This is a genomic window from Salinibacterium sp. ZJ450 (genome assembly GCF_011751885.2).
Classification (GTDB): Bacteria; Actinomycetota; Actinomycetes; order Actinomycetales; family Microbacteriaceae; genus Ruicaihuangia.
Genome location: NZ_CP061771.1, coordinates 3110769 through 3124219, shown reverse-complemented (window position 1 = coordinate 3124219; position 13451 = coordinate 3110769). Strand labels below are relative to the sequence as shown.

At 69.0% G+C, this 13451-nt stretch carries 16 protein-coding genes; 9 read left to right on the top strand and 7 right to left on the bottom strand.

The features are described 5' to 3' along the window. Positions 1-3 precede the first annotated feature (3 nt). Complete coding sequence (locus tag HCT51_RS15205) at positions 4-804, top strand: IclR family transcriptional regulator (protein ID WP_224760527.1); 801 nt, start codon at positions 4-6, stop codon at positions 802-804. A 30-nt stretch (positions 805-834) separates the two neighbouring features. Here the strand turns inward: HCT51_RS15205 and HCT51_RS15200 are convergent, their stop codons facing one another. After that, complete coding sequence (locus HCT51_RS15200) at positions 835-1182, bottom strand: winged helix-turn-helix transcriptional regulator (RefSeq protein WP_166875603.1); 348 nt, start codon at positions 1180-1182, stop codon at positions 835-837. A 76-nt stretch (positions 1183-1258) separates the two neighbouring features. Here HCT51_RS15200 and HCT51_RS15195 point away from each other — a divergent pair, with 76 nt between their 5' ends. Further along, positions 1259-3376: an LLM class flavin-dependent oxidoreductase gene (locus tag HCT51_RS15195; protein WP_166875606.1), complete on the top strand. Its 2118-nt coding sequence runs from the start codon at positions 1259-1261 to the stop codon at positions 3374-3376. After that, complete coding sequence (locus HCT51_RS15190; RefSeq protein ID WP_166875609.1) at positions 3373-4266, top strand: LLM class flavin-dependent oxidoreductase; 894 nt, start codon at positions 3373-3375, stop codon at positions 4264-4266. The genes HCT51_RS15195 and HCT51_RS15190 overlap by 4 nt, the downstream gene beginning before the upstream one ends. Positions 4267-4300: 34 nt before the next feature. Here the strand turns inward: HCT51_RS15190 and HCT51_RS15185 are convergent, their stop codons facing one another. Beyond that, entirely contained in the window at positions 4301-4651 is a 351-nt protein-coding gene (locus tag HCT51_RS15185; RefSeq protein ID WP_166875612.1) for a hypothetical protein, read from the bottom strand. 123 nt (positions 4652-4774) lie between these two features. Here HCT51_RS15185 and HCT51_RS15180 point away from each other — a divergent pair, with 123 nt between their 5' ends. Further along, entirely contained in the window at positions 4775-5434 is a 660-nt protein-coding gene (locus HCT51_RS15180; RefSeq protein ID WP_166875616.1) for an alpha/beta hydrolase family protein, read from the top strand. A 9-nt stretch (positions 5435-5443) separates the two neighbouring features. Here HCT51_RS15180 and HCT51_RS15175 read toward each other — a convergent pair whose 3' ends face one another. Next, complete coding sequence (locus HCT51_RS15175) at positions 5444-5989, bottom strand: flavin reductase family protein (protein WP_166875619.1); 546 nt, start codon at positions 5987-5989, stop codon at positions 5444-5446. A gap of 105 nt (positions 5990-6094) precedes the next feature. On the opposite strand from HCT51_RS15175, the gene HCT51_RS15170 reads away from it, so the two are divergent. The 3 genes from HCT51_RS15170 (at position 6095) to HCT51_RS15160 (ending at position 9106) form a co-directional block, all read left to right on the top strand. Continuing rightward, the gene (locus HCT51_RS15170) at positions 6095-7207 is read left to right on the top strand and encodes a type III polyketide synthase (RefSeq protein WP_166875621.1); all 1113 of its coding nucleotides are present in this window, start codon (positions 6095-6097) and stop codon (positions 7205-7207) included. 1 nt (position 7208) lies between these two features. After that, complete coding sequence (locus tag HCT51_RS15165) at positions 7209-7940, top strand: class I SAM-dependent methyltransferase (RefSeq protein ID WP_166875624.1); 732 nt, start codon at positions 7209-7211, stop codon at positions 7938-7940. A gap of 65 nt (positions 7941-8005) precedes the next feature. Further along, entirely contained in the window at positions 8006-9106 is a 1101-nt protein-coding gene (locus HCT51_RS15160; RefSeq protein WP_255523526.1) for an FAD-dependent oxidoreductase, read from the top strand. A 15-nt stretch (positions 9107-9121) separates the two neighbouring features. Here the strand turns inward: HCT51_RS15160 and HCT51_RS15155 are convergent, their stop codons facing one another. The 3 genes from HCT51_RS15155 to HCT51_RS15145 all read right to left on the bottom strand — a co-directional run bounded on the left by HCT51_RS15155 (position 9122) and on the right by HCT51_RS15145 (position 11244). After that, complete coding sequence (locus HCT51_RS15155; RefSeq protein WP_166875632.1) at positions 9122-10345, bottom strand: DUF222 domain-containing protein; 1224 nt, start codon at positions 10343-10345, stop codon at positions 9122-9124. 142 nt (positions 10346-10487) lie between these two features. After that, positions 10488-10847, bottom strand: a complete 360-nt coding sequence (locus tag HCT51_RS15150; protein ID WP_166875635.1) for an MmcQ/YjbR family DNA-binding protein — start codon at positions 10845-10847, stop codon at positions 10488-10490. 1 nt (position 10848) lies between these two features. Further along, the gene (locus HCT51_RS15145) at positions 10849-11244 is read right to left on the bottom strand and encodes a DUF5997 family protein (RefSeq protein WP_166875637.1); all 396 of its coding nucleotides are present in this window, start codon (positions 11242-11244) and stop codon (positions 10849-10851) included. Positions 11245-11270: 26 nt separating this feature from the next. Between HCT51_RS15145 and HCT51_RS15140 the strand changes: the two genes are divergently transcribed. Further along, positions 11271-11939 (top strand): LysR family substrate-binding domain-containing protein, encoded by a 669-nt coding sequence (locus HCT51_RS15140; protein ID WP_166875834.1) that lies wholly within the window; start codon positions 11271-11273, stop codon positions 11937-11939. 23 nt (positions 11940-11962) lie between these two features. On the opposite strand, the gene HCT51_RS15135 is transcribed toward HCT51_RS15140, so the two are convergent. Beyond that, positions 11963-12523 carry a thermonuclease family protein gene (locus tag HCT51_RS15135; RefSeq protein ID WP_166875640.1) on the bottom strand — a complete coding sequence of 187 codons (561 nt, stop codon included), beginning with the start codon at positions 12521-12523 and terminating at the stop codon, positions 11963-11965. Positions 12524-12600: 77 nt separating this feature from the next. Between HCT51_RS15135 and HCT51_RS15130 the strand changes: the two genes are divergently transcribed. Continuing rightward, a complete protein-coding gene (locus tag HCT51_RS15130; RefSeq protein ID WP_166875643.1) occupies positions 12601-13122 on the top strand; it encodes a hypothetical protein in 522 nt (173 codons plus the stop codon). The last annotated feature ends 329 nt before the right edge of the window (positions 13123-13451 follow it).

Sequence of the window (13451 nt, the reverse complement as noted above, 5' to 3'; positions counted from 1 at the left end):
TTTGTGCAGAATGCTTCGATGCAGCACCGCCCTCCATACGCGATCGACTCGGTCGACAAAGCGTTATGGCTGCTGCAGCTCCTGCGAGATCAGGGCAGCCTGCGAGTGACGAGTGCCGCCACTGAGTTGGGCATCGCACCCTCGACGGTGCACCGGCTGCTGTCGATGCTGGTGTACCGCGGCTTTGCCGTGCAGGACGAGACGCACACCTATTTGCCCGGTCCGGGCATGGATCTCAGCCCGGTGCGCACCTCGTGGACGCGCGAACTGCGCGACGTGGCGCATCCGTACCTCGACATGCTCGCGGGCCGACTGAATGAATCGGTCAACCTGATGATCCGCGTCGGCGGAACCGTGCGATTCCTCGCCACGGTCGAGTCCTCCAGCGTGCTTCGGGTGAGCAACCGGCAGGGTCAGGTGCTGCCCGCACGCTTCGCCTCCGGCGGCAAGGCCCTGCTCGCGACGGTGGACGACCGAGTGCTCGAGCGGCTCTACCGATCGCAGGGGGCGAGCATCGCGGGCGAGGCGCTGTCGGATGACGACTACGCGGCGTTGCGTCGCGAGCTCCGCGGGATCGCACGGCAGGGCTACGCGCTCAACCGGGAGGAGACCGAGAGTGGCGTCTGCGCGATCGGGGTGGCCGTTCGCGGGGCGTCCGGCCGCGGAATCGCGGCGGTGTCCATCGCCACACCCGCGTCACGCTTCCCCGGTTTGCTCACCACGGAGGTGCTCAACCTCGCCTTCCGCGCGCGGGAGGACATCAGCCTCGAGCTCGCGGAGCGTGGCATCGACGCTCCCGCGTGACGCGACTGGAAGACCTCGGCACCCCGTCGGTCAGTGCGGCGTCATCGACATCCGCTCCCGACTCCAGGTCACCAGCGGGTGCAGCAGCGAGATCAGTTGCTGCCCCGACGGCGTCAGGGAGTACCGGATCGACACCGGCGTAGTCGGCTGCACGTCGCGGTGGATGAGCCCCTCGGTCTCGAGCTCCTTCAGTCGGGCGGCGAGTAGTCGGTCGGAGATGCCCTCGACCAGCGTCCGGTACTCCGAGAACCGACGGGCCCCGCGCGCTCCGGCGAGCAGAATCGCGCCCACCCACTTGCGGCCGGCCAGTTCGACGGATGTCTGGAACCTGCGGCACTCCTCGTCGTTGATGTGCTCGAACTCGGCGTTCATCATCATTGCCCTCGCTAACTATTAGTAAGTAGCTTACAGTGAATTGGCGGATGCCGTCACGGTTCGGCAGAGTGGAGACACCATGACCTACCGCCACGCCCTGCAGTTCGGCATCTCGACCACCATGCCCGATCTGGCCGAGCTCAGCGAGCGGCTCGGCTTCGACAGCGTCAGCTTCGAAGCCGGCGAGCTGGAGCCGTGGACGCTGCTGTCCTGGATCGCCCCGCGCACGACGCGCATCCGTCTGTCCGCCTCGCTGCCGACTCCGGAGTTCCCGGCCGTGCTTGCCCGCCAGGCCGCCAGCCTCGATCTGCTTTCGGGCGGTCGGCTCGAGCTCGCGTTCAGCGGCGACGAGCCGGATGCGCTCGATGAGACGCTCGACATCGTGCGCGCGATGTGGAGTGTCGACGATTCTCGACTGCTGCGCTACAGCGGCGACCACGTCCGTCTGGACGGCACCGAACGCGGACCGGCCCCCGCCCACGACGTGCCCATCCACCTCGTCGGGGACGACCCGCGGATGCTGCAGCTCGCCGGCCGCGCGGCAGACGGCTGGCACACGGCGCTCACCGCCCCCGAGCAACTGCGCGCGGCCAACGCCGCCATCGACGCCGCCGCCGGCGACCTGCGCCGCGACCCGCGCGAGATCCGCCGGACGGTCACCGTCACCGAACCCTCCATCGACCTGGTCTCCTTGCTCGCCGAAGGCGTGTCAGGGTTCATCCTGCGCACAGACGAACCCGACGCGATCGAAGCCTTCGCGCGTGAGGTCATCCCGGCACTCCGCGCCGCCGCACCCGAACCCGAGCGGGCACCCCGCCGCACCGCCGCGCGCGCGAAGCGCCGCCCGGGTATCGACTACGACGGACTGCCCGCCGCGCTAGCCGAGATCGCCGTCGAGCCCGGCGACACCGCATACTCGCGGCTGCGGTCAACGTACATGCGCGGTGGCGCGCCGGGTCTGGTGTTAGCAGCCCGGAACACCACCGATGTCGTCGCGGCGCTGGCGTTCGCCCGCGAACACGCCCACCTACCGCTGTCGCTGCGCAGCGGCGGGCACGGCATCAGCGGCCGGTCCACCAACGACGGCGGCATCGTCATCACCCTCGCCGCGATGAACCGCATCGAGGTGCTCGATGAGAGCAGCCGTCGCGTGCGCATCGGCCCCGGAGCTCGGTGGCAGGATGTCGCGGCCGCGCTCGAGCCGCACGGCTGGGCGATCAGCTCCGGCGACTTCGGCGGGGTCGGCGTCGGCGGGCTCGCCACGACCGGCGGCATCGGCTTCCTCGGCCGCAACCGGGGCCTCGCGATCGACCACCTGCGTGCCGTCGACATGGTGCTGGTCGACGGCACGGTGATTCGCGCCAGCGACACCGAGAACCCCGACCTGTTCTGGGCAGTCCGCGGCGCCGGCGCCAACTTCGGCGTCGTCACCGCGTTCGAGTTCGAGGCCGCCGCGGTGCCCGCCGTCGGCTGGGCGCAGCTGGTCTTCGTCGCCGAGGACGCCGCCGACTTCCTGGTGAAGTGGGGCGCCGCCCAGGAGGCCGCGCCGCGGCAGACCACCAGCTTCCTGCTGATGGGGGCACCGCGCCCCGGCCAGCCGATGATCGCGCAAGTGTTCGCCATGGTCGACTCGGATGATCCCGACACGATCATCGAGCAGCTGCAACCGTTCGCCCAGATCGCCCCGCTCTACGAGCAGTCCGTGCAACTGCTGCCGTACGCGGCCGCATTGCTGAAGGCTCAGGATGACGCGAACCAGGGCCGGGGCGAGCCGGTCAGCCGCTCCGGCCTGACCCGGCACATCAGCCCGGAGTTCGCCGCGGCGACCGCCCGGCTCGTGCAGAGCGGCGTCACGCACTTCTTCCAGATCCGGGCGACCGGGGGAGCGACATCCGATATCGATCCGGATGCCACCGCCTACGCGCACCGCGACGCGAACTTCGCGATCAGCGCGATGGGCTCCAACCGCGCCCGGCTGAATGCCGAATGGGAGACCCTCTACCCGTTTATGGACGGTCTTTACCTGAGCTTCGAGACCGAGCGCGATCCGGAGCGGCTTGAGGACGCGTTCCCGCCGAGGACGCTGGCCCGGCTGCGCGAGCTCAAGGCTGAGTTCGACCCGGACAACCTGTTCATCGACAACTTTCCGATCACGCCCGCAGCGCCCGCCGCGCTCGCCGAGGAGGCAGCATCATGACCGACTACGGACACGACCTGCAGTTCGGGGTATTCATCACCCCGCTGAACCAACCCGCGCAGCAGGCGGTTGACCTCGCCGTTCTCGCTGATCGGGCGGGCCTCGACCTGGCCACCTTCCAGGACCACCCGTACCAGCCGCGATTCCACGACACGTGGACGCTGATGTCCTACATCGCCGCCCGAACCGAGCGGATCCGGATCAGCGCCAACGTCACCAACCTGCCGTTGCGGAACCCGGTGATGCTCGCACGCAGCGCGGCGTCGCTCGACCTGCTGAGCGGCGGCCGGATCGAGCTCGGCATCGGCTCGGGCGGCTTCTGGGACGCGATCGAGGCGATGGGCGGCCGGCGATTGACTCCCGGCCAGGGAGTCGACGCGCTTGAGGAAGCGATCCGGATCATCCGTGAGGTCTGGAACACCGACGAGCGCGGTGGGGTGCGGGTCGACGGTAAGTATTACCAGGTCGCGGGAGCAAAGCGCGGCCCAGCGCCGGCGCACGACATCGGCGTCTGGATCGGCGCGTACAAGCCCCGGATGCTGCGGCTCACCGGCCGCGCCGGCGACGGTTGGCTGCCCTCGCTCGGCTATCTGAAAGGTGGCCCGGCTGAGCTCGCCGGGATGAACGACCTGATCGACGAGGGCGCGCAGGCCGCCGGCCGGGACCCCAAGGCGGTGCGGCGCCTGCTGAACATCAACGGCAGGTTCCAGACATCCGGAACCGGCCTGTTCTCGGGACCGCCCGCGCAGTGGGCCGAGCAAGCCGCCGAGATCGCGCTGGACTATGGCACCTCCGGGTTCATCCTCGCCAGCGACGACGCCGCGACAATCAACCTCTTCGCCGCCGAGGTCGCCCCGGCAGTCCGCGAACTGGTCGCCGCCGAACGCTGACAGCCGTCGCCTTCGTGGGCAGGATGACGAGACCTCAGCTGCCGTCCGTCCCGAAGACGCGGCGGGTGAGGGCTTGCACGTCGCGGTCGAGGTTGTCGAGCTTGGTGTTGACGGAGCCGATGTCGGCCCGCACTTCTGCTCGGAGGGCGTCGAACTTGGCGTCCAGCCCCTCGAACTTGGCGTTGATTCCTTCGAACTTGGCGTCTATTCCCTCGAACTTGCCGTCCATTCCTTCGAATCGGCGGTCGATGCTGGCCTGCAACGAGGTGATGGACGTAGTCAGGTTTCGGTTGAAGCTGGTCGTCACGATGGTCAACATTCCGAAGATGGCCGCGCAGAAAGCGCCGGTGAGCACCCATACTTGCGGTTCGGTCAAGGTCGCCACCCTTCCATTCTGCGCGATCCACGTGATCAAAACATAAGGGCCAGGTCACCCGATCTGCTGGCCGCAACCCGTCCTGGTGGTGAGTTGCGTGTGTTGAGGAGCGGTTGCGGGCAGGATGAAGACGTGCCCGACGAATCCCTGACGATCCCGACCGGCGACGGCAGCGTCTCCGCGCTGTACGCCCGACCCGAGAACCCGTTCGCCACGCTCGTCATCGCGCACGGTGCCGGTGCCGGCAAGGAGCATCCGTTCCTGGCCGGATTCAGCCACGCCATGAACGAGGCGGGCGTCGCGACGCTGCGCTTCAACTTCCCGTACCGCGACGCCGGTCGCCGCTTCCCCGATCGACCGCCGGCGGCGATCGCCACGTGGAACGCGGTGACGGATGTCGCCAGGCAGCGTTCCACCGGCGAGCCGGTGTGGGCGGCGGGCAAGTCGTTCGGCGGTCGGATGGCGTCGATGGCCGTCGCCGAGGGGATGGATGTCGCGGGGCTCGTCTTTCTCGGCTATCCGCTGCATCCGCCGGGCAAGCCCGAGAAGCTGCGCGACGAACACTTGTACGGGTTGACCGTGCCGATGCTGTTCCTGCAGGGAACCCGCGACCCGTTCGCGACCCCCGACCTGCTTACCAATGTGGTGAGCCGCATCGGCGCAAACGCGGTGCTCGACTGGACCGAAGGCGGCGGGCACTCGTTCGAGGTCGCCGGGGTGAAGCGGTCAGCCGCCGAGGTTGGGGCGTCGCTGGCCCCTACGGTGGTGGAGTTCCTGCGCGCGAACGGTTAGCGCGCGGCCTCAGCGCTCGAGCCGGCGGTACATCGACGCGTAGTGGATCAGCGGACCACGGCTGGAGGTCGCGACATCCGGTCCCTGACTCGGCGACCGACCCTGACTGAGTACCCGGCCGACGAACAGCTGGTGCGTGGCCGCGGTGTGCACGTCGACGGTGCGCAGTTCGAACCAGGCGATGGCGCCATCGATGATCGCCGCATCGGTCAGCGGCCCGCGGTGATGCGGCACCTGGTTGAATAGCCCCTCCACCGGGGCGCCAGGGCTGGACAGCCACTTCGCGGTCTGCTCCTGGTCCCGGTTCAGCAGGCTGAGCGCCCAGGTGCCAGAGTCGGCGACCGCCTCGGCGATCCGGGACAGCTCGAACAGGCTCACCAGCATTGTCGGCGGGTCGTACGAGACTGAGAACCAGGCGCTCACGGTGGCCGCGTAGTCGCGGTCGCCCACGCGAGTGGATACCACGGCGACTCCGGATGCCGCATACGAACTGAGCAGCCGGTAGCGCTCCTCGCTGATCGGGTCGCTCGCGAGCGGGCTGGCAGCATCCGTCATAACCCCATGATCGCACCGACGCCGCATCGGCAACACGTCGTCGGCGGCTGGCAGGATGCCGCAAAACGCTCGCGTTCGCACAACACGCCGTGCCTAGACTGAGCCATGGCAGTGACGCTGAGAGCTCTTGAGACCGCAGTTCCGCAGACCGTGCTGATCCAAGCCGAAGTGCGCGACGTTTTCGCCACCCAACCCGACCTCACCCGACTCGCGCAGCGCCTGGTCAGCGCCTCGTTCGACGCATCCGGCATCGAACGCCGGCACAGCGTCATCGACGAATTCACCTGGGACCGCCAGTCCGAGGACCCGCAGTTCTTCGACCGCGACCGGCGGCTGCTGCTCTCGCCGGGCACCCGGGTGCGCAACGAGCTATACATCGATCGCGGCGGCAAGCTGTTCGTCGAGGCGGCGCGCAAGGCGATCGACGCTTGCCCGGATGTCGGCGCCCACGACATCACCCACGTGATCACGGTGTCCTGCACCGGGTTCTTCGCGCCGGGGCCCGACTACCTGATCGTGCGCGAGCTCGGGCTCGGCGTCGACGTGCAGCGCTATCACCTCGGCTTCATGGGCTGTTACGCCAGCATGCCGGCGCTGCGGATGGCCAAGCAGCTCTGCGAGGCCGACCCGGATGCCGTCGTGCTCGTGGTGAGCGTCGAGGTCTGCACCCTGCACGTGCGCTCATCCACCGACCCCGACCAGATCGTGGCCGCGTCGCTGTTCGCCGACGGCGCCGGCGCCGCGATCATCAGCCACCGCCCGCCGCAGTCTGGCGAGCGCGCGTTCAACCTGGACGGCTTCGAGACGGTGATCACCCCGGTCGGTGAGGCAGACATGGCCTGGAAGATCGGCGATCAGGGCTTCGAAATGGTGCTCAGCACCTACGTGCCGCACATCATCGACGAGCACATCGAGAGCGCGATCGCGCCGCTGTTGAGTGGCGACGGCAGCCGCAAGGAGGATGTCGCGCACTGGGCGATCCACCCCGGCGGCCGCAGCATCCTGGACAAGGTGGAGGCCAAGCTCGAGCTCACCGAGGCGCAGTTGGTGCCGTCGCGGCAGACGCTGCGCGATTACGGCAACATGTCGAGCGCCACCGTGCTGTTCGTGCTGAAGCAGATTCTGGAGGCGCCCGACACCGAGTCGGGGGAGCGCGTGCTGGCCATGGCGTTCGGGCCGGGGCTCACGGTGGAAACCGGCCTCCTGACCGTGGCCTGACATGCCGCAGCACCTCGCCGCACCGGTTCGCGTCTCACTCGCCAGCCGGGCCAGCACCCTCACCGAATACATGGACGACCCGAACTGCGACCCGCGAGCGCTTCGCCGCAGCTACGCCGGGTTCCGGGTGGTGAACCCGGTCGTCTCCGGGTGGCGGCACACCTACCGGCGGCTGATCCGCCCGCTGCTGTCGGCCAGCGAACCGCGCACTCTCCTCGACATCGGCTCCGGCGGCGGGGACGTGCCGCGGTCGCTGGCCCGCTGGGCGACGCGTGACGGGCTGCTGCTCGACGTCACCGCGATCGACCCGAACCCGCGAGCGTACGAGTACGCGACATCCCAGCCAGCCATGCCCGGCGTGCGGTTCCGGCTCGCGTACTCGGCCGAGCTGGTCGCCGAAGGGGCGCAGTTCCACTTCGTCACCTCGAACCACATCCTGCATCACCTGAGCGAGCAGGAACTCCGCGGGGTGATCGCCGACACCGAGACCCTGTGCACGGTGTTCGCCGCGCACAGCGACATCGCTCGCAGCCGGTTCGCCTACACCGGGTTCTCGCTGGCGACGCTGCCGTTCTTTGCCGGCTCATACATCCGTCACGACGGGCTCGCCTCGATACGGCGCAGCTACACCGTGCCCGAATTGAGGGCCGCGCTGCCGGCGCGGTGGAGGGTGATCCCGCAGTCGCCGTCGCGGTTGCTGGCGACGTGGAGTCCGGATGTCGCGGACCGATGACCCCGTCTGAGACGCCACCGCGTGAACCAGCACGGCCGTCTGAATCGACACCGCCGCATGACGTTGTGATCGTCGGCGGCGGCCCGGTGGGCCTGCTGCTCGCCGTGCTGCTCGCCGGGTGCGGAATCGACGTGGCGGTGCTGGAGCGGCGCGCCGAGGCGTCCACTCGAACCCGGGCGATCGGCATTCACCCGCCCGCACTCGCGGTGCTCGGTGAGGCGGGGATCGCCGACGAGGTGCTCCGTCGCTCGGTGCCGATCCGGCAGGGGGTCGCCCGATCCGGCGGCCGCACCCTCGGTCGGTTGCGGTTCGATCCCGCGATTCGCGCGCTGCCGCAGTGGCAGACCGAACGGATGCTGCGTGCCCGGCTGGCGGAGCTGAACCCGGACGCACTGCGGATGGGGGTTGAGGCGTCGACGGCGGAGCAGCGGGGTGGCCGGGTGACCGTGCAGACCAGTGCCGGGCGCATCGAGGCGCGGTTCGTCGTGGCCGCCGACGGTGCCCGCAGCCGGATCCGTGATTCGGCGGACATCGCTTGGGTCCCGCTCGGGGGCCGGCTCAATTACCTGATGGCCGACCTGCCCGACACCAGCCCGTACGGTTCCACCGCGGTGCTCTCGTTCGAACGGGGCGGCGTCGTGGAGTCGTTCCCGATGCCTGACCGGAAGCGGCGCTGGGTGGCGCTCACCCCGACGCCCGTCGAGAACCCGAGCTGCGAACTGCTGGCGAGACTGGTGCGCGAGCGCACCGGAGACACGCTGCTGCCCGGCGGCACCGCCAGCGGCTTCGAGGCCAGGCAGCACCTGGCCAGCCGGATGGTGAGCGGCCGGGTGGCGCTCGTCGGCGACGCCGGCCACGAGATCAGCCCGATCGGCGGGCAGGGCATGAATCTGGGCTGGTTGGATGCCGCGGACCTGGCACGCACGCTGACGCAGGCGCTGCGACATCCGCAGTCCGCCCTGTTCACCGACGTGATGCTGGCCGGCTACGACCGTCGCCGCCGACGCTCCGCCTGGATCGCCGCGCGGCAGGCCGGGTTCAACATGTCGATGGGCCGCCCGGCCGGCGCGGTGGCGCTCGTCGCCCGCACCGCGCTGATGCGCACCCTGGCGGCGCCGCCGACCCGGGAGCTGCTCGCCAAGGCATTCACGATGCGCTGGCTATGAGCCTCGTGCTTGACGCTAGAAGGGTGGCGGTTCGATGGTGGTGGTGAGTCCGGTGGGGGTGGTGATGGTGACGCGTCCGTCGCCATCGCGTTGGTAGTCGTACCAGCTGAGGTTCTTGCGGCGGTTGCTGGTTTCGCAGAGGGGGAAGAGGTTCTCGTCGTTGGTCGCCCCGTGGTCACGGACCCATTCCTCGAGGTGATCGATGTCGGTGTCGTCGACGGGCCTGGTGCAGGTGGGATCGATGCAGTCTTCGAAACTCATCGCGATCCAGTCCCTTTGGGCTTGTGTGGGCCGGTAGCGGTGGCGGTCCAAGACGAGCTTCTCAGCGGTGAATGGGTCGGTGCCGACCCGGCGGAACGAGGGCGCCCGGGTGAACAGATCCAAAGCGGTGGCGCGGTCAATGGTGCCGTAGCCGCGTAACTCGATGGGTTCGGTGCCCTGCCCGATGAGGGTCAGCATGGGAACCAGAAGCACCGGGCGGACCGTGGCGGCGGTGGGGGTGCCATCGCCGGCCAGCCACGCCACGGCGAGGTCGGCGCGGAGCTGGTCACGGGAACGCCACCCCGGCTCGTCGTGTTTCGTCTTCTTCTGCTCCGCGCGGGCGGTCGCGTTCAACCGGGCGGCGATCCTCACCGCGTCGGGCGCGGACACGAGAGCATGCAACCAGGCCATGCCGTCATCGGCCGGTTCGACCACGACCCGCCGGTCGGCGAATGCGCGCGCGTGACGGGCCTCGGCGGGCTCGATCAGCAGCTTCTCCTTCAGCCGGCGCGCCCGGGTGCGGAACTGGACCGGGGTGAGCGTCACCGCGGTCTGAGCGATCTGAGCGTCGAACACCTGCACAGCCGCGTCGTCCATCCAGCCGACCACAAGGTCCAACGCCGCCGCCACATGCGCGACAGTGGTGCCGCCGGCGGCGAAGACGGCGCGGAGCCGCGGTAGCCGGTCTTCGAGGGTCTGTGCCTGGTGGGCGCGCCCCCGTACCTGGCCAGCTGGAAGGTGCAAGCGGAGACCGGCATCGAACGCCGCGGCATCCTCTGCCAGTTCGAGCACGTCCTTCTGGGCTAGCCCGGCCGGGCGCAGGTAGAGGTGCGGATTCGCCCGCGCCAAGCGCATCAACTCGGCAAGTGCGGCCCAGCTCCGGGCGTGCGCCCGATTCGCGTCGGACTCCGCGGCGGCGGCCTCATCGAGCCGACCGACGATCAGATCCAGGCTGTCGTGCGGGGATGGGGAAAGCATCCAACTCTCCATATGTTCGCCTCGGCACGAGCGATTCTGTCCCTCCAGTATAGAACATATGTTCGAAGATGGGAAGAAGAACGGGACAAAAACTACCGGCGCAGGGCACTAGCTTCCTTCGCCTGGCGAATCCCCGTGCTAGTCAGTCGTGCGGGTTCGCCAGCACCCAGGCGCGCTGCGACCGGGTCAGCGCGTTGAACACCAGGCGGTACGAACTCGCGGTCAGCTCCAGCACGAGGTCCTCCGGCACGCTGCCGTCGAGGGCCACCGTGATCCAGTGCTGCTTGTTCAGGTGGTAACCGGGGGTGATGCCGGAAAAGGCACGGCGAAGCCCCTCGCTCTCGATCGGGTCGCACTTGAGGCTGATCGAGGTGCCGCGGTCGCTGCACAGCGCGAAGACGCGGCCACCCACCTTGTAGACGCGGGTACCCGGGCCGAACGGGTATGACGGCTGGGCACCGGGCAGGTCATCGAGTGCGGTCTCGAGCGCTGGCGCCAGCATATTAGCCCTTCGCGCGGGCCCGGCGCTCGGCATCCCGAGCCTTGACGCGGGCGTTCTCGGCGTGCACCTGAGCCTGCGTGCCCCGTTCGGCGCGCAGCCAGTCCGGCTGGTCTTCGAGCAGGGCCTGGATCTCGGCCGAAGTCAGCGGCTCGGTGATCCCGCCGCGGGCGAGGCCCGACGCCGACACCCCGAGCTTGTGCGCCACGACCGGCCGCGGGTGCGGTCCGTTCTTGCGCAGCTCTTCGAGCCAGGCCGGCGGGTTGGTCTCGAGTTCGGCCATTTCCTCACGCGTCACCACGCCCTCCTGGAACTCCGGCGGAGTGGCCGGCAGGTAGATCCCCAGCTTCTTCGCCGCGGTGGCGGGCTTCATGTTCTGGGACGACGACGAGGAACTCATGTACGAAAGCGTACGCTGTGAGCACCATGCCTCGCTTCTCGCTCGCCTATATGCCCGGGGTGACCCCCACCAAATGGGTGCGCATCTGGAAGGAGCGGCAGCCGGAGGTTCCGATCGAATTGCTGATGACGGATGTCGCCAGCCAGGTGTCCGCGCTCCGTGACGGCCGCGCCGACATGTCGCTGGTGCGGTTGCCGATCGACCGCGAGGGACTCAACGTCATCGCGCTCTACGAGGAAATCCCCGTTGTGGTGCTGCCGAAGGATCACGCCGCCGCCGAGTCCGACGAGGTCACCCTCGCCGACCTGGCCAACGAAACCTGGCTCGAGTTCCCCGAGCTCACCGACGAACAGCGCATCGACGTGGTCGCCACCGGCGCTGGCATCGTGGTGGTGCCGCAGTCGATCGCCCGGCTGTACGCCCGCAAAGACCTTACATACCGACCGGTGACGGATGCCGAGACCACCGAAGTGGCGCTCGCCTGGCCGGTCGACACCGCCGCCGACCCCGAGCTCATCGAGGAGTTCATCGGCATCGTGCGCGGCCGCACCGCCCGCAGCTCGCGGGCCGTGCCGACACCGCCCACCGAGAAGCCGAAGCGGGAACCGGCCGCGCCCAAGACGGCGAAGAAGAAGCCGCCGCGCCGGGCACCGCGGCAGTCGTCCGGGGCGCCGAAGCGCAAGAAACGGCACTGACGGCAGCTGGCAGCCCCGCACGTTCAGCAAACTCCCCACAGCCCAACCGCTGAGCCGCGCGCGGCCTCCTCGGCGGCGCTCAGCTGCGGCCAATACGCGTCATTCGCGCCGATCCGCACCGCCTCGGCAAACCCCTCCTCCACCAGCTGGCGATTCACGAACTCCCCGCTCGCCGTCCACAGGTAGAGCAGCTCACGTCCGTACTGGTCGCGCGGTTCGTCATCATGGGTCGCCCACACCTGCGCGCCCTCCGGCAGCAGCGCGCGCAGGTGGTCGCGGGCTTCGTTTGCGAAGCACTCGGTGTCGAGCTCCGGGGTGTCCACGCCGATGAGGCGCACCTTCAGTTCCGCGCCGGCCGCGTCGGTCAGGAACAGGGTGTCGCCGTCGTGCACGTAGTCGACGCGCAGGCTCGCGGCATCCGCCGGTCGCATCGCCGGCTCCGCGACATCCTGTGCCGTGTCGGGCGGCCGATCGGGTGCCACGGCCGGGCCGCCGCCGCTCTCAGGGTGGATCAGCTGCGACGCCACGACGAGGGCGACCACGGCAACCACCAGTAGCAGCGCGAACCGGATCACAGTTTTCATCGAGGTGAGCATACCGAGCCCGCATCTCGACCGATTCTCAGGTGACCAGTAGGCTCCCCCTGACAGAAGGGGTACCAATGAAGGACGCCGAACCCAAAATCGATCCCCGCTACAACCCCGCGTTCCAGCCGGGGTATGACCATGCGATTCATGCGGTGCCCGCCAGCCCGGCACGACTTCGCCCGGTCGAGGCGGTACGCAAGGTGCTGTCGCGGGAACCGCAGACGAGCACGCCGACCGCCAGGCTGGCCCCGCTTGCGGCGCCGCAGTCCACCGAGCTTCCGCAGCTTGATGAGGTTCCGGATGTCGCAACGACCGACACTGCGGACGCCCTGGCCCGCCCGTTCCTGGTGGTGAGCGGCAACCCCTTCCTGCGCGCGCTGTGGCTGGTGGGGCCGGTGCTCACCGCGTTCGGGCTGTGGGCACAGTGGCAGTCGGTGAGCGCGTTCTCGGGCTTCAACGGCGGGCCGACACGGCCAGAGGACTTCCTGTTGCCGCAGTTCTTGGGCGGCATCGGGCCGTGGTGCACGGTGCTCGGCGTCGCCACGCTGGTGACCGTGCTCGTGCTGCACGCCGTGCACTGGCGATCCCCGGAGTGAGGCGGCCGTTCGCCCTGATGTGGGCTGCTCTCGGCCTCATCAGCCTGGTTGCCGCCGTCGTGTTCGTCGTGAACGTCGAACAATTCGCGGCGGAAACGAGATTATCCACGGGGTGGGGAGTATCGGGCGAGTATGTCTTCTCGAATGGCGGAGGCACCATATTCCTTCCGCCGTACTCGGCAATCTGTGGGCTCGTCATCGCGGCAAGCCTTGCTTTGCTGTTCGCGCACGCGGTGCGTTGGCGGCCGCGCGGTTGACGCGGCGACATCCGGCGCCCAGCATTTTCCCGCCCTGTGGATGGCCGAGCTGCTGTGTCGGTGGCCGGGTTC

Bases quoted from the DNA above. Each gene is read 5' to 3' on its own strand.
- HCT51_RS15200 (WP_166875603.1), bottom strand. From the start codon at position 1,182: ATGATGATGAACGCCGAGTTCGAGCACATCAACGACGAGGAGTGCCGC.
- HCT51_RS15195 (WP_166875606.1), top strand. From the start codon at position 1,259: ATGACCTACCGCCACGCCCTGCAGTTCGGCATCTCGACCACCATGCCC.
- HCT51_RS15190 (WP_166875609.1), top strand. From the start codon at position 3,373: ATGACCGACTACGGACACGACCTGCAGTTCGGGGTATTCATCACCCCG.
- HCT51_RS15175 (WP_166875619.1), bottom strand. From the start codon at position 5,989: ATGACGGATGCTGCCAGCCCGCTCGCGAGCGACCCGATCAGCGAGGAG.
- HCT51_RS15170 (WP_166875621.1), top strand. From the start codon at position 6,095: ATGGCAGTGACGCTGAGAGCTCTTGAGACCGCAGTTCCGCAGACCGTG.
- HCT51_RS15165 (WP_166875624.1), top strand. From the start codon at position 7,209: ATGCCGCAGCACCTCGCCGCACCGGTTCGCGTCTCACTCGCCAGCCGG.
- HCT51_RS15155 (WP_166875632.1), bottom strand. From the start codon at position 10,345: ATGCTTTCCCCATCCCCGCACGACAGCCTGGATCTGATCGTCGGTCGG.
- HCT51_RS15150 (WP_166875635.1), bottom strand. From the start codon at position 10,847: ATGCTGGCGCCAGCGCTCGAGACCGCACTCGATGACCTGCCCGGTGCC.
- HCT51_RS15145 (WP_166875637.1), bottom strand. From the start codon at position 11,244: ATGAGTTCCTCGTCGTCGTCCCAGAACATGAAGCCCGCCACCGCGGCG.
- HCT51_RS15140 (WP_166875834.1), top strand. From the start codon at position 11,271: ATGCCTCGCTTCTCGCTCGCCTATATGCCCGGGGTGACCCCCACCAAA.
- HCT51_RS15135 (WP_166875640.1), bottom strand. From the start codon at position 12,523: ATGAAAACTGTGATCCGGTTCGCGCTGCTACTGGTGGTTGCCGTGGTC.
- HCT51_RS15130 (WP_166875643.1), top strand. From the start codon at position 12,601: ATGAAGGACGCCGAACCCAAAATCGATCCCCGCTACAACCCCGCGTTC.